This window comes from Citrobacter sp. Cu231 (assembly GCF_030332265.1).
Lineage (GTDB): Bacteria > Pseudomonadota > Gammaproteobacteria > Enterobacterales > Enterobacteriaceae > Citrobacter > Citrobacter meridianamericanus.
This window is the reverse complement of the sequence record NZ_JAOWIE010000043.1, coordinates 130657-151856: the sequence shown is the minus strand read 5'-3', so window position 1 is coordinate 151856 and position 21200 is coordinate 130657. Positions and strand designations below refer to the sequence as shown.

18 protein-coding genes and 1 pseudogene are annotated in these 21200 nt (G+C 48.6%); 13 read left to right on the top strand and 6 right to left on the bottom strand.

All coding sequences use genetic code 11. From position 1 onward, the window contains the following. The first annotated feature begins 129 nt into the window (after nt 1-129). From OGY15_RS17305 to OGY15_RS17290, 4 genes are all read left to right on the top strand, one after another. Nucleotides 130-1548, top strand: a complete 1419-nt coding sequence (locus tag OGY15_RS17305; RefSeq protein ID WP_151218541.1) for a glutamine synthetase family protein — start codon at nt 130-132, stop codon at nt 1546-1548. Nucleotides 1549-1891: 343 nt separating this feature from the next. After that, on the top strand, nt 1892-3280 hold the full coding sequence (locus OGY15_RS17300; RefSeq protein ID WP_151224814.1) for an APC family permease: 1389 nt from the start codon (nt 1892-1894) through the stop codon (nt 3278-3280). Nucleotides 3281-3448: 168 nt separating this feature from the next. After that, on the top strand, nt 3449-4039 hold the full coding sequence (locus OGY15_RS17295; RefSeq protein WP_187252967.1) for a YiiX/YebB-like N1pC/P60 family cysteine hydrolase: 591 nt from the start codon (nt 3449-3451) through the stop codon (nt 4037-4039). Between the two features lie 241 nt (nt 4040-4280). After that, nucleotides 4281-4844: a DJ-1/PfpI family protein gene (locus OGY15_RS17290; protein WP_151218544.1), complete on the top strand. Its 564-nt coding sequence runs from the start codon at nt 4281-4283 to the stop codon at nt 4842-4844. Between the two features lie 48 nt (nt 4845-4892). Here OGY15_RS17290 and OGY15_RS17285 read toward each other — a convergent pair whose 3' ends face one another. After that, a complete protein-coding gene (locus OGY15_RS17285) occupies nt 4893-5639 on the bottom strand; it encodes an SAM-dependent methyltransferase (protein ID WP_187259331.1) in 747 nt (248 codons plus the stop codon). A 10-nt stretch (nt 5640-5649) separates the two neighbouring features. After that, entirely contained in the window at nt 5650-5907 is a 258-nt protein-coding gene (locus OGY15_RS17280; RefSeq protein WP_149334960.1) for a YjhX family toxin, read from the bottom strand. 1327 nt (nt 5908-7234) lie between these two features. On the opposite strand from OGY15_RS17280, the gene pepT reads away from it, so the two are divergent. The 8 genes and pseudogenes from pepT to foxA all read left to right on the top strand — a co-directional run bounded on the left by pepT (nt 7235) and on the right by foxA (nt 16520). Then, nucleotides 7235-8491, top strand: coding sequence for a peptidase T (gene pepT / locus OGY15_RS17275; protein ID WP_210904687.1), 1257 nt, complete (start codon nt 7235-7237; stop codon nt 8489-8491). Continuing rightward, complete coding sequence (gene dcuC / locus OGY15_RS17270) at nt 8488-9849, top strand: C4-dicarboxylate transporter DcuC (RefSeq protein WP_151218547.1); 1362 nt, start codon at nt 8488-8490, stop codon at nt 9847-9849. Before pepT ends, dcuC begins: the two co-directional genes overlap by 4 nt. Before the next feature lie 526 nt (nt 9850-10375). Continuing rightward, nucleotides 10376-11011 (top strand): DUF2913 family protein, encoded by a 636-nt coding sequence (locus OGY15_RS17265; RefSeq protein WP_187252964.1) that lies wholly within the window; start codon nt 10376-10378, stop codon nt 11009-11011. 91 nt (nt 11012-11102) lie between these two features. Beyond that, nucleotides 11103-11342 carry a hypothetical protein gene (locus tag OGY15_RS17260; RefSeq protein WP_151218548.1) on the top strand — a complete coding sequence of 80 codons (240 nt, stop codon included), beginning with the start codon at nt 11103-11105 and terminating at the stop codon, nt 11340-11342. A 207-nt stretch (nt 11343-11549) separates the two neighbouring features. After that, a pseudogene (locus OGY15_RS24860) lies at nt 11550-12326 on the top strand (HAMP domain-containing protein); the annotation flags it as partial. Next, the gene (locus OGY15_RS24855; RefSeq protein WP_444505648.1) at nt 12318-13109 is read left to right on the top strand and encodes a methyl-accepting chemotaxis protein; all 792 of its coding nucleotides are present in this window, start codon (nt 12318-12320) and stop codon (nt 13107-13109) included. The pseudogene OGY15_RS24860 and the gene OGY15_RS24855, both read left to right, overlap by 9 nt. 197 nt (nt 13110-13306) lie before the next feature. Further along, a complete protein-coding gene (locus tag OGY15_RS17250; RefSeq protein ID WP_151224818.1) occupies nt 13307-14290 on the top strand; it encodes a helix-turn-helix transcriptional regulator in 984 nt (327 codons plus the stop codon). 121 nt (nt 14291-14411) lie between these two features. Further along, a complete protein-coding gene (gene foxA, locus OGY15_RS17245) occupies nt 14412-16520 on the top strand; it encodes a ferrioxamine B receptor FoxA (RefSeq protein ID WP_286540294.1) in 2109 nt (702 codons plus the stop codon). Between the two features lie 99 nt (nt 16521-16619). Here foxA and OGY15_RS17240 read toward each other — a convergent pair whose 3' ends face one another. From OGY15_RS17240 to OGY15_RS17225, 4 genes are all read right to left on the bottom strand, one after another. Continuing rightward, on the bottom strand, nt 16620-17168 hold the full coding sequence (locus OGY15_RS17240; protein ID WP_187252960.1) for a hypothetical protein: 549 nt from the start codon (nt 17166-17168) through the stop codon (nt 16620-16622). A 133-nt stretch (nt 17169-17301) separates the two neighbouring features. Beyond that, nucleotides 17302-18408: a 4Fe-4S binding protein gene (locus OGY15_RS17235; RefSeq protein WP_286540292.1), complete on the bottom strand. Its 1107-nt coding sequence runs from the start codon at nt 18406-18408 to the stop codon at nt 17302-17304. A 119-nt stretch (nt 18409-18527) separates the two neighbouring features. After that, the gene (locus tag OGY15_RS17230; protein ID WP_286540291.1) at nt 18528-19916 is read right to left on the bottom strand and encodes a diguanylate cyclase; all 1389 of its coding nucleotides are present in this window, start codon (nt 19914-19916) and stop codon (nt 18528-18530) included. A gap of 80 nt (nt 19917-19996) precedes the next feature. Beyond that, nucleotides 19997-20629 carry a LysE family transporter gene (locus OGY15_RS17225; RefSeq protein WP_151218554.1) on the bottom strand — a complete coding sequence of 211 codons (633 nt, stop codon included), beginning with the start codon at nt 20627-20629 and terminating at the stop codon, nt 19997-19999. 274 nt (nt 20630-20903) lie between these two features. On the opposite strand from OGY15_RS17225, the gene yahO reads away from it, so the two are divergent. Continuing rightward, nucleotides 20904-21179 (top strand): DUF1471 family periplasmic protein YahO, encoded by a 276-nt coding sequence (yahO, locus tag OGY15_RS17220; RefSeq protein ID WP_151218555.1) that lies wholly within the window; start codon nt 20904-20906, stop codon nt 21177-21179. Nucleotides 21180-21200: the final 21 nt, after the last annotated feature.

Here is a 21200-nt window from a genome sequence, read left to right as displayed (position 1 = left end):
GTGGAATAACCTTCTAGTAAACTTAATTTAACATTTGACAAACAATTTATTTGCATCCAGAGTCGAAAGGTGGACATTATATTTAACAGTCAAATCACAGAACAGCTTACAGGCCAACGGCGGTGAATCATGGAAACCAATATCGTAGAAGTTGAGAATTTTGTGCAGCATTCTGAAGAGAGACGAAGTAGCGCGTTTGCGCGTGAGGTTAAGCAGTATCTGGAACGCTATCCCAATACGCAGTATGTGGATGTGCTGTTAACCGATCTTAATGGGTGTTTTCGCGGTAAGCGCCTTCCGGTTGCGGGATTACATAAGTTAGAGAAAGGCTGCTATTTTCCGGCATCCGTTTTCGCGATGGATATTCTCGGCAATGTGGTCGAAGAGGCGGGATTAGGTCAGGAGCTTGGCGAGCCGGATCGGACCTGTGTACCGGTACCAGGCACATTAACCCCTTCGGCTGCCGATCCGGAATTTATTGCGCAGATGATGCTGACGATGCTGGATGAAGATGGCGCTCCCTTTGACGTTGAGCCGCGGAACGTTCTGAACCGACTCTGGCAGAAACTTCGCCAGCGCGGTCTGTTCCCCGTCGTAGCGGTAGAGCTGGAGTTCTATTTACTCGATCGTAAGCGCGATCCTGAAGGTTATCTGCAGCCGCCGTGCGCGCCGGGTACGGACGATCGTAATACTCAAAGCCAGGTTTACTCCGTTGATAACCTGAACCACTTTGCAGATGTCCTGAACGATATTGATGAACTGGCCCGTTTACAATTGATCCCGGCTGACGGTGCAGTGGCTGAAGCCTCTCCCGGGCAGTTTGAAATCAACCTCTACCATACCGATAACGTGCTCGACGCCTGCGACGACGCGCTGGCACTGAAACGCCTGGTACGGCTGGTGGCGGAGAAACACAAGATGCATGCCACGTTTATGGCAAAACCTTATGAGGAGCATGCAGGGAGCGGGATGCATATCCACATCAGCATTATGAATAATAAAGGCGAGAACGTACTGGCCGATGCGAATGGCGATGATTCTGCGTTACTTAAGCGTGCGCTTGCCGGGATGATTGATCTGATGCCCGCGTCAATGGCGCTGTTGGCGCCGAATGTGAACTCTTATCGCCGCTTCCAGCCGGGGATGTATGTTCCAACTCAGGCTTCCTGGGGGCATAACAATCGTACGGTGGCGCTGCGCATTCCTTGCGGCGATCGAGATAACCATCGGGTTGAATATCGCGTGGCGGGGGCGGATGCCAATCCGTATCTGGTAATGTCGACCATTCTCGCCGGGATCCTTCACGGTCTGGATAACGATCTGCCGTTGCAGGAAGAGGTGGAAGGTAACGGCCTGGAACAGGAAGGGTTACCGTTTCCTATCCGTCAGAGCGATGCGCTGTGGGAGTTTATGCAAAACGATCGCTTGCGCGAATTACTTGGTGAACGTTTTAGCCACGTATACCACGCCTGTAAAAACGATGAGCTGATCCAGTTTGAACGCCTGATTACCGACACGGAAATTGAGTGGATGTTGAAAAACGCCTGACTACCCTGCAGGCCATTTAAAAAGAAGTCGCATCATGCGGGCTGAGCGGAGCCAGCCCGTCAAAATTGCAGGACTACCTGCCATTTCCCGGATGTCGCGTAATGGAGCGCGGGCGACAACGGGTCTTCAGATAACCGACAGAGTTTGTGACGAGGAAATGTGATGATGCCAATGTTTAAAAACCCGCCCCGCGTGAGCATCCATGGCTCCCGCAGTAATTACGGACCACTTTTGTACCGTATGACATTAACATCTTATTTTTGGCGGTTCGCCCCGACACGACCCCGATCTGCTGTACCCACGTTTCGAACGCAGATCTGGGCGCGTAGCGGGGAGGAAAGCTATGTCGACTAATTCTTCTGCCGATCTCGCAGCCCAGCCAGGCAAAGCACAGCTGCGCAAATCTCTCAAGCTGTGGCAGGTGGTGGTGATGGGGCTGGCTTACCTCACGCCGATGACGGTGTTTGATACCTTTGGCATTGTTTCAGGTATCAGTAATGGTCATGTTCCGGCGTCCTACCTGCTGGCTCTGGCGGGTGTACTGTTTACCGCCATCAGTTACGGCAAGCTGGTACGCCAGTTTCCACAAGCCGGTTCGGCTTACACCTATGCGCAAAAAGCGATCAACCCGCATGTGGGGTTTATGGTTGGCTGGTCGTCACTGCTTGATTATCTTTTCCTGCCGATGATTAACGTTCTGCTGGCGAAAATTTACCTTTCCGCGCTGTTCCCGGGGGTTGCGCCATGGATTTGGGTGGTGGTGTTCGTGGCGATCCTCACCGCGGCAAATTTGAAAAGCGTTAATTTGGTGGCGAACTTTAATGCACTGTTTGTACTGGTGCAGGTCGCGATAATAGTGGTATTCATTTTCCTTGTGGTGCAGGGGCTGCATAAAGGCGAAGGGGTCGGCACCGTCTGGTCGCTGCAACCGTTTGTCAGTCAGAATGCGCATCTGATCCCGATTATTACCGGGGCGACCATCGTCTGCTTTTCGTTTCTCGGTTTTGATGCGGTGACGACGCTTTCAGAAGAGACGCCAGATGCCGCACGTACTATCCCGAAAGCCATTTTTCTCACCGCGCTGTACGGCGGACTGATCTTCATTGCCGCCTCGTTCTTTATGCAGTTGTTCTTCCCGGACATTAGTCGATTTAAAGATCCGGATGCAGCGCTGCCGGAGATTGCGTTGTACGTCGGCGGCAAACTGTTCCAGTCTATTTTTCTGTGTACCACCTTTGTGAATACGCTGGCATCCGGTCTGGCGTCGCATGCCAGCGTTTCGCGTCTGCTGTACGTGATGGGCCGCGATAATGTCTTTCCGGAGAAGTACTTCGGTTATGTCCATCCGAAATGGCGCACGCCTGCGCTGAACGTCATTATGGTCGGGATTGTGGCACTCTCGGCGCTGTTTTTTGACCTGGTGACCGCCACGGCGTTGATTAACTTTGGCGCGCTGGTGGCCTTTACGTTCGTTAATCTTTCCGTGTTTAACCACTTCTGGCGTCGTGAAGGACGTAAGCATACCTGGCAGGAAAAGTTGCACTATCTGGTACTGCCGATGGTCGGCGCTGCTACCGTTGCCGTACTGTGGGTGAACCTGGAGGTGACATCGCTGACGCTTGGGCTGGTGTGGGCCGGGCTAGGGCTGATTTATCTCGCGTACCTGACCGGACGCTTTCGCAAACCGCCGCCGCAGTTTGACGCTGCGAAATCTGAGCGCGCCTGGGAGTGATAGAAATAACATTCAGCTAAATGTCCCTTCGGGCGTAAACCACAGGGCGTGCCGTCAGGGACGCCCTCAGCTGTAAAAAGAGTTCGGGCCTCGTAAATTCTTCGTAGAGAGATATGGCACCAGGTTGGATAAGCTTTTAATGCCACCCTTTTTCTCTTCGAGGTTCATATGCCAAAGCATATTGATTTAGCACAAGTCAAAGCGATGAAAGTGGTTAATTATGCCACGTTGCGTGAAACGCTAAAATCAGGTGACCTTTTTTTCGCCTCCGGAGACTACCTGGTATCAAAAGCAATTGAAAAGGTGACGGATTCGCCATGGAGCCATGTGGGGATTGTTTTTGTTTTACCGCAAATAGATCGCGTGTTGCTCCTGGAAAGCGTGGAAGATATGGGGGTACGACTCGCTCCATTATCAAAATATCTATCTGATTATGATGATATTGGAAAACCTTATAAAGGCCGGGTTGTTCTTGCTCGATATGATACGTTGGCTAAATCTGCCGTTGAGCAAATAGCCGCTTTTGGTCTTAATGAGCTAACCCGCCCATATGATAAAGAAGAAATAGCACGCATCCTTGCGAGGATCGCACTTGGGAAAGGAAAAGCGAAAAAGGACAGGGAGTACATTTGCTCTGAACTCGTCTACGCTTGCTTCAACAATGCCGGAGTTAACATTGCATATAATCCGAAAGGATTTATTAGCCCTGAGGATGTATGGCAGGATTCTCATATTTCTTTGATAAATAGAATATTGTAAAGGCCGCCATTATTCAGAATAGTATCTAATAGTGGTGCAATCACGGCATCATTACAGAGATTAAAATGGGTTCAGCCGGCGGTGAATCATCACATGCCTATATCGGAGGGACAAGGATAACTACTTTCAGACGTCGGGTGACGGTGTTTTCTGCTGTATTTATTAATGCCGTGAGACGTGTGGGCTATAGTAAAGGAGGCCGTTATTTCTCATCATTAATAACCGGGAGTAGGGGATACGAATGAAGAAGATACTGATGCTGGTCGGGGATTATGTCGAAGATTATGAAACGATGGTGCCTTTTCAGGCGTTGCAAATGCTGGGCCATCGTGTTGATGCCGTCTGTCCGGATAAAAGTCAGGGTGATTACGTTCAAACTGCTATTCATGATTTTGATGGGGCGCAGACCTACAGTGAAAAGCCCGGGCATCGTTTCACGTTGAACGCGAATTTCTCTGACGCGCGGGCGGTAGATTACGACGCGCTGCTAATCCCCGGTGGGCGAGCACCAGAATATCTCCGACTCAATCCGGATGTCATTAAACTGGTGCAAGATTTCAATGCTGCTGATAAACCCATCGCTGCAGTTTGTCATGGACCTCAGCTGTTAGCTGCTGCGGGGGTGTTAGAAAATCGGACCTGTAGCGCCTATCCGGCTTGTGCGCCAGAAGTTCGTTTGAGCGGCGGACATTACGCAGATATTGGCATTGATCAGGCCCACGTTGATGGCAATCTGATTACCGCGCCTGCATGGCCAGCGCATCCGCAATGGCTGGCTAAATTTGTGGAAGTATTAATGAAGTAAGCGATGAGAAAGTCGGTATAACCCGTCCGGCTATACCGACTGCGCATATTACCTCTGCATGAGGGCGAACACGCCCCAACCAATGTATTCCCGGGTGAAGGCAACGTGGCGTTCTGGTGAACTTCTCAGTTGCTCTGTAACTTCTGGGGCAAATTCATCGTCCGGGTTTGCCTCCAGCCACCGGCGCATCGTCAGCCACTTTGCCGCCTCGTATCTGTCCCAACCTTCCTGGTCAGCCAGTACCATTTCAACCATGTCGTAACCGAGCAGGCCGAAAGACGAAACGAGTTCAGGCAGAGAAAGAAAATCAGTCATCGCAGTAGCGCCGCAGGCCTGGGCAATCTTCTCCGTTGCGGGGATCTGACGCCAGTACGGTTCGCCGATGAGCATGATCCCGCCTGGTTTGAGGCTCTGCTTCAATTGTTGGACCGTTCCGGCGACGCCACCGCCAATCCAGGTCGCGCCAATGCAGGCGGCGATATCAAATTTTTCTTCGGCAATATACCCCGTTGCATCGGCATGAATAAAACGCACGTGCTCAGTGACGCCCAACTCCCTGGAGCGCAGGGTAGCTTGCTCACTGAACAGCAGACTCATGTCGATACCCAAGCCGGAAATACCGTGATCGCGTGCCCAGGTGCACAACATCTCACCCGAACCGCTACCGAGATCCAGAATGCGGGTGCCCGGGGGCATCCGTAAAACCCGACCTAACGTAGCGTATTTCTGCGCGGTGAACGGGTTATGGATGCGATGTGCGCTTTCGCTGATAGTAAAAATCTTCGGGATATCCATTTCTCTCTCCTTAGCGATTATCCAGTTGGGCGCGAACGTTGTTCAGCCCGGTAGTATTGATACGGTAGGGCTGACCATTGACGGATTTGATCAGTTTTTTGGTTCTGAGCTTTTTGAATACGTCAAGGGTACAGTCGCAGAGCAGCAGCCCTTCGCGGCTATAGCATTCGACAGAAGTTACGCGGCCTGAGGCATCACGGACGTGAACAATACGGCCCCCTTTGGCGAGAACGTGTAAAGTACGTTGTTCCTGACGGGATAAATTCATACTGGAAAACCTGTTTAATCATCATGTGCAAAACGTGCAAACACACAACGGTGTCCGCATTCGAATTCGGCGCATTGATAACCAGTCCGGCCTGAAAAGGTCGGGAAGCTGATTATCAGATGATTACATTCTCCAGCATCAAAGCCTCGGGTTGAGTTGAAAGGTATTTACCTGCTGAATCATACCAGCAAGGAAATTCAGGGGAAAACCCCTTTTGGAGTAAGTGTGATCTGTAACGAAAAATTGTATTTCTTTTATTTACTAACTTTTTAATTCTCGTTAAGTGAAAACGCATTGATTCATTAAAGTAATTTAATGTTCCATTATCACCAGTAACGTTATCGGTAGCCATGCAGCATTGTTGCTTTTATCCGTATTACATCATTGATTAGTTTGATTTAATCTTCTTGTTGGTTGTTTAAACACTTTGATAAATACTCCTGTATTATAATTGTAGCTTTAAATCAAATTTTCAATTTGATGGTTTTGGGAATTTTCTTAACGTGGCTAAGTGTGTATACTCGATCCTGCAAGAAGCTCTTCTGTTATCATTAAAACTATAAGTATGTCCTTGACACCCGTATTGCCTCTGCCCTGAATCTCTTCTCGGGGGAGAGGTTTTTTTTGCCTAGGTGTTATTTGGTTAATTACCATAAATAGAAACCTAAATATTAATGTTATTAATATTTAAGTTTTGTTTTCTTAATTATGACGATGCTGTTTTGTCGAAGTCTACGGCTGTGTTGTAATCGTATTACTCTGAAGCTATTTCGTACTGAAATAGTATAAATGTAACTATGTTTGTATGGGTATTATATAGTTTTTCTTATAACTGCCTTTTTTTCAGTGCGATAGAAGTTTTTTGCTTTTGAGGTAATTGTGATTTTGTTCACGGATTTTAGTGTGCTAAGTGGCTATTTGTAGAGAGGTGCAAACGGTTGCATGTAGCTGATACAGTATTTGTTCATTAAAAAAATATAGCGATAGTATGTCTTGTGCCAATAAAGAACACAGGAATCTAAATGATTTCTATTATCTCTTAGGTTAGGCATACTGTTTATGACTTCTGTTAGCTTAACGCCATGGGAAATAGCAGTAAAAACAGACAGGGAATATGATTTTATCAATCAGAAAGGAGTTTTATAATCACAGGTATAATTACTGGCCTTTTTTATCTTCCTTTACATAAATCGTTGTCGTAATGCCCATAAAATCAGCGTTCCAGGATGAACGCTGATTTTATTTGGTTTCAGATAATTCAACCCGCGCTGCATGCCGAACACCTCTCGCAGTACCTCGTAAATGACAAATTAAAGGATCTCCAGGAATGGATATTGTTGAACGTTTTATTAACTACACGAAAATCAATACCACGACGTCACGGGAAAACGGCGCTAATGGGATAATGCCTTCTTCTCCCGGTCAAATGGAACTGGCAAAACTGCTTGCAGCAGAACTTGAAGCATTAGGAATGGAAAACATTAAGGTCAGGGATACCGCTATTGTGACGGCAACCCTACCAGCAAATACCGACGACACAATTCCGGTCGTCTCCTTTTTTGGTCATCTGGATACCAGTGCGGAACAAACCGCAGACACCAAAGCACAGCGCCTGCATTATCTCGGTGGGGATTTATGCCTGAACAAAGCGCTGAATATTTACCTGCGCGAAAGTGAATTCCCGGAACTGAAAAATTATATCGGTGATGACCTGCTGGTGACCGACGGGACCAGTCTGTTAGGTGCTGATGATAAAGCCGCCATCGCTGCGATCATGAATGCTCTTGCGTATCTGGTCGCTCACCCGGAGATTAAACATGGGCCGGTAAAAGTGGGGTTTGTCCCGGATGAGGAGCAGGGCTTGCGTGGCGCAAAAGCGTTTGATGTTGCCACGTTTGGCGCTGATTTTGGCTATACCCTGGACTGCTGCGGTATCGGTGAGTTTGTTTACGAGAACTGGAATGCGGGTGATGCGGAAATCATCTTTACCGGCCAGTCCGCACACCCAATGTCGGCCAAAGGTAAGCTGAAGAACTCGCTGCTGATGGCGCATAAGTTTATTTCCATGCTACCCGGGGGAGAAGCGCCTGAGTATACGGAAGGGCGCGAAGGTTATTACTGGGTAAAACAGCTGCAGGGGAACAGTGCCCGCACGGTACTTAAGCTGGATATCCGCGATTTCAGTGAAGAAGGTTATAAGGCACGGATGGCGTTTATCCGCCAGCTTGCCGTCAGCACCTGTGCGCTGTGGGGAGAAAACAGCGTGGTCTGTCATTTAGCCGATCGCTATCAGAATGTGTTTAATAGCCTACAAGGTGATGCGCGTTATCCGATTGATATTGCATTACGCGCTTATCAGAAATGCGGCATAACGCCAGCCCCTGTCGCCATGCGTGGCGGATATGATGGTGCCGTGTTGTCGCAGAAAGGGTTGCCATGCCCAAATATTTTCACCGGTGCCCATAACTTCCATTCAATTTATGAGTATTTGCCGGTGCGTTCCCTTCGGGCTGCCAGTGATGTTGTGGTGGCTGTCATTGAGGAAACTTATGCTGAGTTCGCGCAGCGGGGAACCCAGCCATGATTCAGGTGTTAATAGCGCTACTGGTTATCGTGGTGGTCGCGCGTCTGATTCTGAAAGGTTATCGCGCTGAGCCCGTACTATTCATTGCAGGCTTAGTCCTGATGATTTGCACCGCGTTAACCGGATGGGGTTCCGTATTACCGAAGGGCGTTGCCAGTACGGGAATTTCATTTCTCGATCCTTTTGAGGTGATGCGCGATCTCTTCAGCACGCGCGCCGCCGATCTCGGTCTGATGATCATGGCGTTAATGGGATTTGCGCATTACATGGATCATATCGGCGCAAATGAAGCGGTCGTGCGTGTCGTCACGAAACCCTTACGGGCGCTGCGTTCACCCTATGTGCTGCTCTTTTTCTCCTACCTGCTCGCCAGCCTTCTGCAACTGGCCATTCCTTCAGCAACCGGGCTTGCCGTATTGCTGATGGGGACGATGTTCCCCATTATGCTGGGATTAGGCCTCTCAGCAGCCTCAGCTGCCGGGGTCATTGCGACTTCGCTTGGCGTGGCATACACCCCGACGGCAATCGATGCTATCAGGGGGTCTAAAGCGGTGAACATGGATGTGGTGGAATATGTTGTCTACCACCAGGGACCCGCCGCGCTGGCTACGGTTCTGGTCGTCGGGGTATGTCATTTTTTCTGGCAGCGGCATTGCGACCGTAAAGCAGGGACGTTACCGCGGGAAATAGGGAGCGCTGAGGTGACTGACTCAGGAAAAGCCCCTGCTTTTTACGCACTGCTCCCCATGCTTCCGATACTGATGGCTGTGGGATCATCCGAAATGTTCGTCAGGGGGATTAACCTGAATATCATCACTATTGTCCTTATTTCAATGACCATTTGTATGCTGATTGAATGGATTCGAGTGCGTGATTTAAAGTCGGTATGCGAAGGGTTCAGCCATTTCCTCAAAGGAATGGGGACCGCGTTTACCGGTGTGGTTGGACTGCTAGTTGCTGCAGGGGTTTTTGCTCACGGCATCAAAGTAATCGGTGCGATCGATCAACTCATTCTGATGGCAGAACACGTGGGATTACCGCCGTTTGCTATGGCGGTGGTGTTTGCGCTGGTGACGCTGGCCGCGGCTATCATTATGGGCTCGGGGAATGCACCATTCCTCGCCTTTGTTGAGCTCATTCCGCAAATCGCCGCCAGCATGGGCGCTAACGCCGTTGCTATGATCCTGCCGATGCAGCAGGCGTCGCATATGGGCCGGGCAATTTCGCCGGTTTCCGGCGTGGTGATTGCCGTTTCCAGTGGGGCGAAAATAACCCCATTCGATGTGGTGAAGCGTACTGCCGTACCGTTGATTGTGGGGTTTGTGACTCACACCCTGATCATCGGTATTTTCTATTAACGGTATCTGAGACAAGCCAACCTCCTGTGCATCGACTCGGGGGGGGGCTTTTTTGTATTGGACGAAATTAAAAGCGTTAATATTACTGATACCTCTTTAAAAAAAACGGCCTGTGGCCGCGAGGCTATCCGTTGCGTTGCGTAGGCAAAAATGTGATTTCATCAGGATATTTAAAGTCTGTTTTGTGTTGAAAGGGGGGATTTCCTGGAATGTCAGGCGGAACATGCCAGGATATTTCCTCAAATCAGCAATTTTTGAAATTTTATGATAATCATATTGCTAACGAAAGGCGGAGTTGATAACTGGTAAGTATTATTAGTTTTTGTCTTTATTATATAATTCTTATTATTTATTGCTGAACCACACTGTCATCAATGATTAATAAGAATAATGTATTGAAATTGCATTTTTATTACATAGTGATAATTTAATCTGGATCATATTTTGATGTTTTTAGTTGTAGTAATTTTTCAAATGGAATAATGCAATGTTTACATGTATCAATGATTTATTTGGGCAGGTTTAAGTGGTAAGGGATTCAGGAAAAGTTAGTACGTTACGACACCATTATCAGGATGATCTTGAAGCATTTACCTGGAGTGCATTAGTCGCAATTGGTATCGCAATACAGGACCGCAAGATTCACTCTAAAATGTCAGAGCATCTTTTTATTATGCAATGGCTGGCGATCGCTAAAAAAAGAAAGCTCTTCTCAAGGAACGTCGTCAATGAACTTCAATGGTTAATTGATGAAGGAAAGAAAAAAAGTCTCAATGCGCAACTTAAATTTAAAATAGAATATCTATACTCAACGTCGAGTGGTGATGTATCGATGCAAAATGACTACTTTAAGTTTACTCATTCGATTGAGGTATTGAGAAATAATGGCTGGGAAAGCTTTCTGCTTACGCCAGAGAAGTGGCGTGATCTGCATGAAAAGATTAAAGTAAGAGCAGGTGATTTTATTTTTATGGATGACACACGGCTTCAGGAGTGTTTTGGCGTACAGGGTGAGATTGTCAAACCATTCTGTATCCGGGTATATGGTGATGTTGAGTTTGCCAAGTTAACTTTCATTAAACATAACCTTCCGGCTGAGTTTGTAAAGCACATTTCAAATGAATTTTATCACTTCCATTTTCTTTTGGTAAGTAATGCTTAACTGAAGAAATGAGCAGTGTGCTGTTAATTAAAACATTGTGTTGATCAACATGTGAGATTATCGGATATAAACCACGTTCCAGGGATAGCGAATGTTTACTCGAAAGTTAGTGATTACCAGCGAATGGATAAGGTTATCTGATATTCCAGACAGCGTGTCCATTTCTTTTCGCGGAGTTCTCGAGATAGCTGAAAGCACAGGCGCGCCAGAAGCCAGTACACCTTTGTTACGTTTAGAAAATGAAATGGCGCAGATCGTTGTTGATTCGTTGTCCTGGGTGCGGGCGCCCGTCGATTATCAGGAAGAGGTTACCGTTCATATCTATAAGTAATATTAATGTTGAATGGTTTTGACCTTATTATTGCCGATACAAAAGGGTGGCTGTTAATCGCAGTATGTACACCTGTGTAATTAATTTATTACGTGAGAATGAATGCGGAAACTTTCTAATAATTAACCATTTTACAGGTTAAGATATTGCGTGATGTGTCGATAACTATTAAGTCGCAGATGACTTTATTGTTATGGAGATGTTTAAATGTTAAAGGATATGAGAATTAAAACCAGCCTGTTATTATTGCTGTTGCTATTTACTTTCATGCAGTTTTTTTCCAATGGATTTGAGTTGGTAGATCTCAAAGGAAATCAAAAAAACACCTTGTTACTACATAATATCATTAAGGAGCAGGATACACTGCATAATGTCGTTGAGGCTGTTTATAAAGTAAGAAGCGTGCTTGATAATATTCAACAACATAATCCGACTGATGTCCAACAGACATTACAACAGGTGCAAGATCAGCTGGCGTATGCCAGAAAACAGTTCGATGTTTTCTGGGGGATTCCTGGCTTGACTGCTGACGATCCGCAAATCGGTAAAATTATCAGAACGGCTTTTGAGCAACAAATGGATGCTGAACAAAAGTCTGTTGATAAATTAAACGTGACGCTTTCCAGCAATAGTGTGATTAATACACAAGAAAATGCTAATGCAGAACTGCTCGCGGCCCGCAAAAATTTTGATAACGAAGTGACGAATTATTACCAGTCAACAATGCTGATTGGTGAGAAGATCGTTGCACAAACACACGTTCAGTTTAATAACTCAATCCTGAAGGTATCGGTGATCCTGGTCATTACGGTGCTTATCTTCTTTATTTGTAACTTCTGGTTGAACCGGACCATCATTCAGCCTTTAAAAATCGTATCTGAGCATTTTGAGCGGATTGGTAAAGGTGATCTAAGCCATCCTGTCAAGGTGTCGGGTAACAATGAAATCGGGGTATTGTGCTTAAATTTGCATAATATGCAAAACGGCCTGCGGGAGACTGTCAGCACTATTCGTGATGGTGTTGAATCGATTAATGTCGGTATGCAGGAAATTGCTTCCGGTAATTCCGATTTATCAACTCGTACGGAACAACAGGCTGCGGCAGTAGTGGAAACGGCAGCCAGTATGGAGCAGATTTCAGTTACCACAAAAAATAATACGGATAAGTCACATCAGGCATCCGTCATGACCAGTGAAAGTACGGAAATGGCATTGCGTGGTGAGCGTTTAATGAGCGATATGGTTGAGAAAATTCACTTGATCAGCCGAAATGCGCAAGGCGTGAACGAAATATCCAATGTTATTGATAGTATTGCTTTTCAAACCAATATCCTGGCATTAAACGCGGCGGTGGAAGCTGCACGCGCGGGTGAGTCCGGGCGTGGGTTTGCCGTAGTGGCGAGTGAAGTCCGAACCCTTGCGCAGCGCAGCGCCTCCTCGGCGAAAGAGATCAGTGAACTGGTTGCCAAAGCGGCAATTAGCGTTAAAGAAGGGGTGGAAATAGCCGAAAATAGTGGCGCCATGATGGCGGATATTGCGAAGGCAATACGCAACATTAATGTACTAATGGAAGATATATCCGGAGCATCAGGGGAACAAAGTCGCGGCATAGAGCAGATCCGTGTTGCCGTGACTCAAATGGAGCAGGTGACCCAGCAAAATGCCTCGTTAGTGGAAGAAATTGCTGCGACGACTGGCAGCGTGGAAGAACAATCGGCAATGTTATCTGAGGCGGTGGCTGTGTTCCAGGTGGAAGAAAAATCGTAGCATAGTATTCAAGGCGTTAACCAGACGCTGCTCATCTCATCAGTAGGTTATTCAGCCTGATGAGATGGCTGGCTACTGAGAAACTTTTTATCACTTAATTGATAATGGTTCTCATTATTATTGTTGTGTTCTGCGCGGAATGGTAATGTTGCTATCAGTCATAAACCATTAATCCCATTTTCTGTGCAGAAGAGAGCATGAACAACACCACCGGCCAAAATACATCCGCACGCCTGACACGTACCTACTCCGTCAGTGAATTTATGGATTTTGGTGAGCGCTACGGAATTGATTACCGCTTTCCGCAACTGTCGCAAAAGCCAGCTTTACTTCACTCCAGTCCCGTACTGCAGGGGAATGTCGAAGAGATGACATTACCCTGCGGGATGTGCGTCACCCACTCTGATGTCCAGGTGCTGCAACCCTACGAAACCACCTCCCGTCATAGTAGCCCCCTGTATATGCTGGTGGTGCTGGAAGGCTGTGTGATCCTGACGATCAACGGGCTGGAACACGTGGTGCGCTCCGGGATGGCGTTTAGCTCGCGCCTTAGCGAACACCAGACCATGAATGCCCGTCACGCTGCGCACTGCAAACTGCGTACGTTATCGCTGGGGCTGTATCCTGATGGCGCGTGGCGTACGGGGTTGCTGGAGGCGTTGATGCGCGAGTGGGAAAGATGCCTGACGCCGACGCTTATCTGGCAGGTGCCGGGTTTTTTGCTTAGCGGATTACAGTATGCCCAGCAAAGTACGCTCAGCTATGTTTCTCGCCAACTGATGCTGGAAGGGCTAATTCTGCAGTTGTTTGGCCACGGCCTCAGCATTTGTCAGCTGGAGAGCGGTAAGCGCCAGGCCGCCAGCAGCGAACAGCAGCGCCTCGAGATCGTGCGCCGACTGCTGGAGCTGAGTCCTGAGAATGACTACACCCTCAGTGCACTGGCCCAACGCGCAGCGATGAGCCCCAGCAGCCTGCGCAGCAAGTTCCGTGCGGCGTATGGCTGTTCCGTTTTTGACTACCTGCGCGACTGTCGCCTGGAACGTGCGCGCGGCTATTTACTGGAAGGATACAGCGTACAGCAGGCAGCCTGGATGTCGGGATACCAGCACGCCACCAACTTCTCTACCGCTTTTCGTCGTCGTTACGGCTTTTCGCCGGGCGATATGCTCAAACTTTGCTAATCCATTTTTGCGTTTTGCGCACGTTTCTGCCTGACAATTTGGCACTGCGCATAGGCAACCTGGCATCCGGCATAGCTATCTCTGCCAGCAAAAGGGTAATAATTCTCACTTACAATTAGACATGCCTTGGGAGATATTCATGTTCGCGAAGACTCGGTTGGCGCTGATGGTGGGATGGGTGACCGGTAGCGTAGCTTTTCCTCTGCTGGCGCAGGAAACAACAAAAAACGATACGGTGGTGGTTACCTCGCAAATGCAGAGCGGAGCCACCAAACTTGCCACGCCGGATATTGAAACCCCACAGTCGGTGTCAATTATTACTCGCGAACAGTTTGAAGAGCAGGGCGCTACCAGCGTGCGTCAGGCCGTCAGCTACACGCCAGGGGTGTACAGCAACCAAATTGGCGCCTCTAACCGTTTTGATTACATCGTACTGCGCGGTTTCTCCGACGGTAGCCTGGACAACGTTTATCTCGACGGCCTCAAGATGATGGGCGACACCAATTCGCACAGCTCGTTGGTGGTCGATCCGTGGTTCCTTGAAGATATCGAAGTGGTACGCGGCCCGGCTTCCGTACTGTATGGCCGTTCCTCTCCGGGCGGTATTGTGGCGCTGACATCACGTAAGCCGTCGTTTGATGCGGGCGGAGAAGTGAAGCTGTTTGCTGGCAACAACAACCAGCGCGGCGCGGCGTTTGACGTTACCGGGGCGCTGGATGATAACGATCGCGTCGCCGCACGACTGAGTGGAATGACGCGTTATGCGGACTCGCAGTTTGGTCCCTTGAAGGAAAAACGTTACGCGCTGATGCCGAGCCTCACCTGGCGCATCACCGATCAAACGCGTCTGGATCTGATGGCCTATCTGCACCGTGACCCCGAAGGTGGTAGCCACTCCGGTTTGCCGTATGACGGTACCGTGGTTCCACATTACGGCCAAAAGATCTCCAACACCTTTTATGAAGGCGAGGATGATTACGATAAATACGATCGTCGCGAAAACATGGTGGGCTACAACATTGAGCACCTGTTCGACAGCGGCTGGTCGGTACGGCAAAAGCTGCGCTATCTGCATACCGACGTTGAACTGAACCAGGTGTATGCGGCAGGCTGGCTGAATGAAGCCGAGCTTAATCGCGGCTACTCAGGTTCTGATGAAAAAATGTCGGCGATTACGCTGGATAACCAGCTCGATGGCAGCTTTGATACCTGGCAGGTTAACCACCGTCTGCTGGTGGGGATCGACTATCAGGATCGCAGTAACAATACCACCGGCTACTACGGGGCGTTTCCGCCGATTGATGCCTTTAATCCGGTGTATGGTGCAAAGCCTGAGTACATCAACATGTATGCGCGTGAGAAGCACAAACTACGTCAGACGGGCTACTATTTGCAGGATCAGATGTCATGGGATCGCTGGCGTATTACGCTCGGTGGTCGTTACGATCAAGTCAGCGTATCTAACATTGATAAGCAAAACGATACCCGCAGCGACCTGGATAAAAACAACTTCAGCACCCGCGCCGCGCTGCTTTATCTGTTCGATAATGGTTTTGCACCGTACGTGAGTTATTCCACTGCCTTTACGCCAACCAGCTTTGCTGATGAGAACGGGAATCTGCTGGACCCGATGAAAGGTAAGCAGTGGGAAGCCGGCCTGAAATATGAGCCGGAGGGACTCAACAGCCAGTTTAGCGCGTCGGTGTTCCGTATCAATCAAACCAATATCGCCACCAAAGAAGAACCGACCGATCCGTATCGCTCGATTGGGGAAATTGAGTCTGAAGGGATAGAACTGGAGGCGATTAGCCAACTGACGGAGAGTTTCCGTCTGCAGGCGGCATATACCTATACTGATATTCGTTATAAGAAAAGCAGCCCGGCAGAGCAGGGCAAGCGCGCGGTATACGCGCCGCGTAATCAGGCCAGTACCTGGCTGAGTTACGATGTAAAAAGCGGCCCGCTGAACGGTTTGACGCTGGGCACAGGTGTGCGTTACGTCAACGGTATTACCAGCGACCGCCTGAATACTCACACCCTGCCTTCCTACACGCTGGTGGATATGGCGGTTGGCTACGACTTAATGAGTATTGGTATTAAAGGTTGGAGCGTGCAGTTGAACGTCAACAATCTGACCGACAAGCGTTACGTTGCGGCCTGTAATTCGCTCTCATACTGTTATTTCGGCGCCGAGCGTAGCATTGTCGGTAGCGTGTCCTGGAAATTCTGATGCTTCAGCCGGATGGCGGCGCTGACACGTTATCCGGCCTAAGGGGGGCACACTTATCCAGGCCGGATAAGCGAAGCGCCATCCGGCTGGGTGGCGCGGTTATTGCGTAAAACCGTTTTGCATACAAATCTGCGCGCTGGTTCTCAGAGTAAAGGCGACTTTATCTGGGTACTGGCTGTAATAGTTATGTTCTTCTTCCAACCCTTTCGCCTGCGCCAGACGTACCGTTTCCAGCGAGCAGGTACGGTAGATAAGGTCTTTATTCATATTGCTTTGCTTCTCGCGCTGTTTATCTGCAGACAGCGCCAGCCAGCTCTCGGACAGCGAGTAATCGTAGACCACTCGATTTCCTTTTGCCTGCACGTTCTCAATGGTAATGAATTCGTCGATCTTTAGTCTTGGCTGCCCACGCATTTTTTTCTTATCTTCTGCGGCGGCATATTGCGCCAGCGCATTAATATCCATCCCGGCTATTTTCTGCTTATAGATATCGACATACGCGGCGGGTTGCTGATAATGCTGAGTATAAGCATTTCTTAATTCTCCGTCGCTCATCGTACAACCCGCCAGAAACAGAGGTAATAGCAGCGCCAGTTTTAGTTTAGTCATGATGTTGTCCCGTTCATTATTGTGGTCCCGGTCACCCATAACAGCTATTACGGGCGATATTTAAGGTTGTATAAACGGGGAGGCGGGGGGACAAGTTCAAAAGTCTTAAAATGGCGTATCAGGCGGCAAACCCTGCCAGAATTGGCAGGGTTTTTGAGCATACGGTAAAGAATTAATGGCCGATCATTTTGGCCTTCGGGATCAACTGGAAATACATATGATCCGGCACCGGCGTCTGCCAGACATTGGCATACATCGCATAGCCTACGGCGGCAAACAGAATACCGAGCAGCAGTAGTGTCATTGTCCACCCTGATAACCTACCTTGTCGCCACCATGGTTTAGACGCTGCACTGTGCCCTGATTGCGCGCCAAGTGGTGTTTTCAGTGACATGGTCAGTGTCAAGGCCACCGGGCAGGATTCAACACAGGTCATGCATCCCGTGCATTCCACGGTACGCACCTGAATCAGCTTGTCGACCGGGATATTCGACGGGCAGTTTTTCGCGCATTTCCCGCAGTCGATGCAACTGTCAGCGTTGCGGCGGATTTTAAACGGCGAGAGCAGCGAAAACAGACCAAGCAGCGCGCCGTAAGGGCACAGATAACGACACCAGGCGTTGCGAATAAACAGGCTCAGGACGCTGATACCTCCTACGAAGATGAGCGTGGCGGAGCCAATATGGCGAAAGAAATCGAGCATCTTCACATCGATAATGATGCCATAGGCCGACGTCAGAAAATATTGGATCCCCTGAGCAGGCATCGACAGGGCGATATACAGGAAGAAACTCAGCAGCAGATACTTCAGGCTGAGCAGCGGGATATCCAGCCAGCGCGGTAGCGTGAAGTGACGACCAAATACTTTTTTTCCCAGATTCCCGAGCAATTCGGAAAGCGTGCCCACTGGGCACAACCACGAACAAAAAGCTTTTTTTAACAACAGGCTAATCAGGATAAACGCAACTAACAGCAGCATAGAGGCGGCATGGATGGGCGGAAGAAAACCAGTCTCCAGCGTGTAACGGATATTCATCAAGCCCGCTATCGGCAGCCATCCCTCAATACCGCCGGGTCTTGATATATAGACGCTGTTACCGGCGGTTTCAAAATAGCGAACCCAGTACCAGAACGTTACACCTATATAAATATTGATAGCCAGCAGCAGAAACTGGGTGGCTTTTCGCCAGCTGCTGGCGTTGCGCCAGTCATTCCACGGCAGTTTGCCCCCGCTTGTGCCTGGACGGCGCTGCCAGCGCATTCTCTTCTTCCCGTTCATGGTCTTCTACATTCCCTCATATTTTCCCACTTACATTCAGCGGGGTTAGCTCAGGGATATGCTTACGCGACTCATATATGATGTATTTGATTTGCATCTTATTAAGCGAATGATAACGGTCATTCATGGTAAACCTCAACGCGGTCGCGGCCATTGCTTTTTGCCAGATATAGTGCGCGATCGGCTTTATCAACCAACTGTTTATAGTCGGGATGATAGTCATATTCGGCAATACCAATACTGACGGTAATAGAAAATGACTCTGTTGCTGAGGTTGTCATGCGCATCTCGGCAATCTTCATGCGCAGTGTTTCCAGAATAATACTGGCCTGCGATTTGTCAGACTCGACGAGCAGAATCATAAATTCTTCGCCACCATAGCGGAATACGTAATCGCTGCTGCGGATATGATCATATATGATCGCTGCAACGTTTTTGAGCGTCTGATCGCCGGTGTTATGTCCGTAGCTGTCGTTGATTTGCTTAAAGTAGTCAATATCCAGCATTGCCAGGGTAAAAGGCTTACGCGTATGCAACGCCAGCGAAATCTCACGGCGCATAATCGTTGGAATAAAACGCCGGTTAAGCAACTGAGTCAGTGAGTCCTTACCATTTTCCTGCTTAACCAGCGCGTCAAACATTGAGGCGAGCAGGAAATGGATTTGTGCCGATAGCTGGCGAATATCCTGCAATAAGCTCATCCGCTCAGATTCTGTCGGCTGATGCTGATGCGACAGGGTGGTTGTCAGACGGCTGTCGATCTCTGTAATCAGTGATTCCATCTTTTTCAACAGATTGCTGCTGCCGAGAATGTGTTTTCCCTTGTGTGAGAACCACATACCGAAATCAGAATTCGCCAGAAGCACCATCTCACCGAAAGGCATTCCGGTGGCGATGTTATAGATAAACTGGTTTTCCCAGTCGGTAAATGAACGGATTTGCCGCTCGCGCTCGACGTTAACGTCATCGTAAATAGTCTGCAGGCGGTACTGTTCCTGCGTATGCATTGAGTTTTGAAAACTGGGGGAATAGGAGACCGTCATAGCCTCCAGCGCCGTGTCCATTGCCAGGCTGCTGAAACAGATGGCATCGCTCAGCAGGACGGATGAGTCATGCGCTTTGTTTTTCAGGACCCGATACAATTCATCTTTCAGTTTACGCGCGCCGCGGTTCACCAGATCGATGGGCAGACCAATACGGGCATGCACCACGCCAATTTTGCGCTGTTTGGCCAGGAGTTGTGAGAGATCTTCATGCGCGCTACCAAGGACACTGCGCAGCCAGTCAAACATGCTGCCGCTGAGGCGGGTGCTGACCTGCTCTGTATTGAGGAACAATGCGCTCTCCGCGTGGGAGAGCATATAGTCATAAAAAACGGTTACTAAATGACGAATCTCCTCATCGCTTAATGACATCAGGAGCGAATGAACTTCAGGAGATGTTTGACGTAACAGCGCCTGCCATTCTGTAAGGAGTAATGTGTCGTTTACCGGATCAACTTGTTCCATCTCACAACCACTCAAAATACGATTAAAAAATTCAGGCGGTATTACGGACAATTACCTCACGATGGTCAAGTTAAACTCTCTTATCGATGGCTAATACCCTCATAAATAAGCCTGAGCGCGAAGATACCAATAATTGCGCCAATCACCCGACTGGCAACGCGTTGGATTCGGCCATATGCACGGCGTACAGCGGGTAACGAAAATGCCTGGCTGAGAAAAATACGCCAGATAATGGAAGACAACACAATACCAGCCCAGGCCATCAGCCTGGCCCACGTTGGCGTGTCTGCGCTTAAGGTGACCGAGAAGATACTAATAAAAAACAGTACGGTTTGCGGATTAGATAAATCCGTTAATAACCCACGGCGGAAAAACACATACCACGGGGCGGAAAGCGGCTGCTGTAACGTTGGCATTTGCGGTGTCGCCTGATGGCGAATGCTATTCCAGGCAAACCACAGCAGATAGGCGCCGCCAACAATCTTAATCAACGAAAATATCTCTTCACACTGGGTGATGAGCGTCGCCATACCAAACAGGCCAAGGCCGGAGTAGAACGCATCGCCCAGGGCCACGCCCAGACCGGTCATCACCCCCGCACGCCGCCCTGACGCCAGGCTGGTTTGCACCACCACAAACAGGTTCGCGCCGGGATTAAAAAAGGTTAAAACAAACAGGCTGACGGTGAGCACGACGGCATGTAGCGGTTCCATAGACAACCATTCCTCAAATATTCATAAAGTTAACACTATAATTTCAGCGAGCGGGCTGTTCTGAGGATCAACTCACACTGGCTATTGAAACTTTGAACAAGTTGATGTGCTGATACTCGATGGTGCAGTTTTATCTGCGCCACAAAATTTCTATATATTTCTGCTGAGTGTGGATTTTTTATCCAGTTTGGACTAGTTATTAATCATCCTTGAATCGCGTTATCTCATGTTCAGGGATGGATGATGGCATCATAACAAAACTTGGAGCTCGTCTATGAAAACTGGAATTAAAGTACTTATTGGTGCATTAGCTTTTGTCGTGACCAACGCATATGCCGCAGAATTTATGACAAAACTTGAGTTTGAAAAGGTTGAGTCGCAGTACACAAAAATCGGTGATATCTCAACGAGTAATGAAGTTTCTGTCGCAGATGCCAAAGAAGAACTGCTGAAGAAAGCCGAACAGAAAGGTGCCGATGTTGTGGTATTAACTTCCGGTCAAACGGATAATAAAATCCATGGCACAGCCAATATCTACAAGAAAAAATAATACGCTGCTGTAAAAATCACG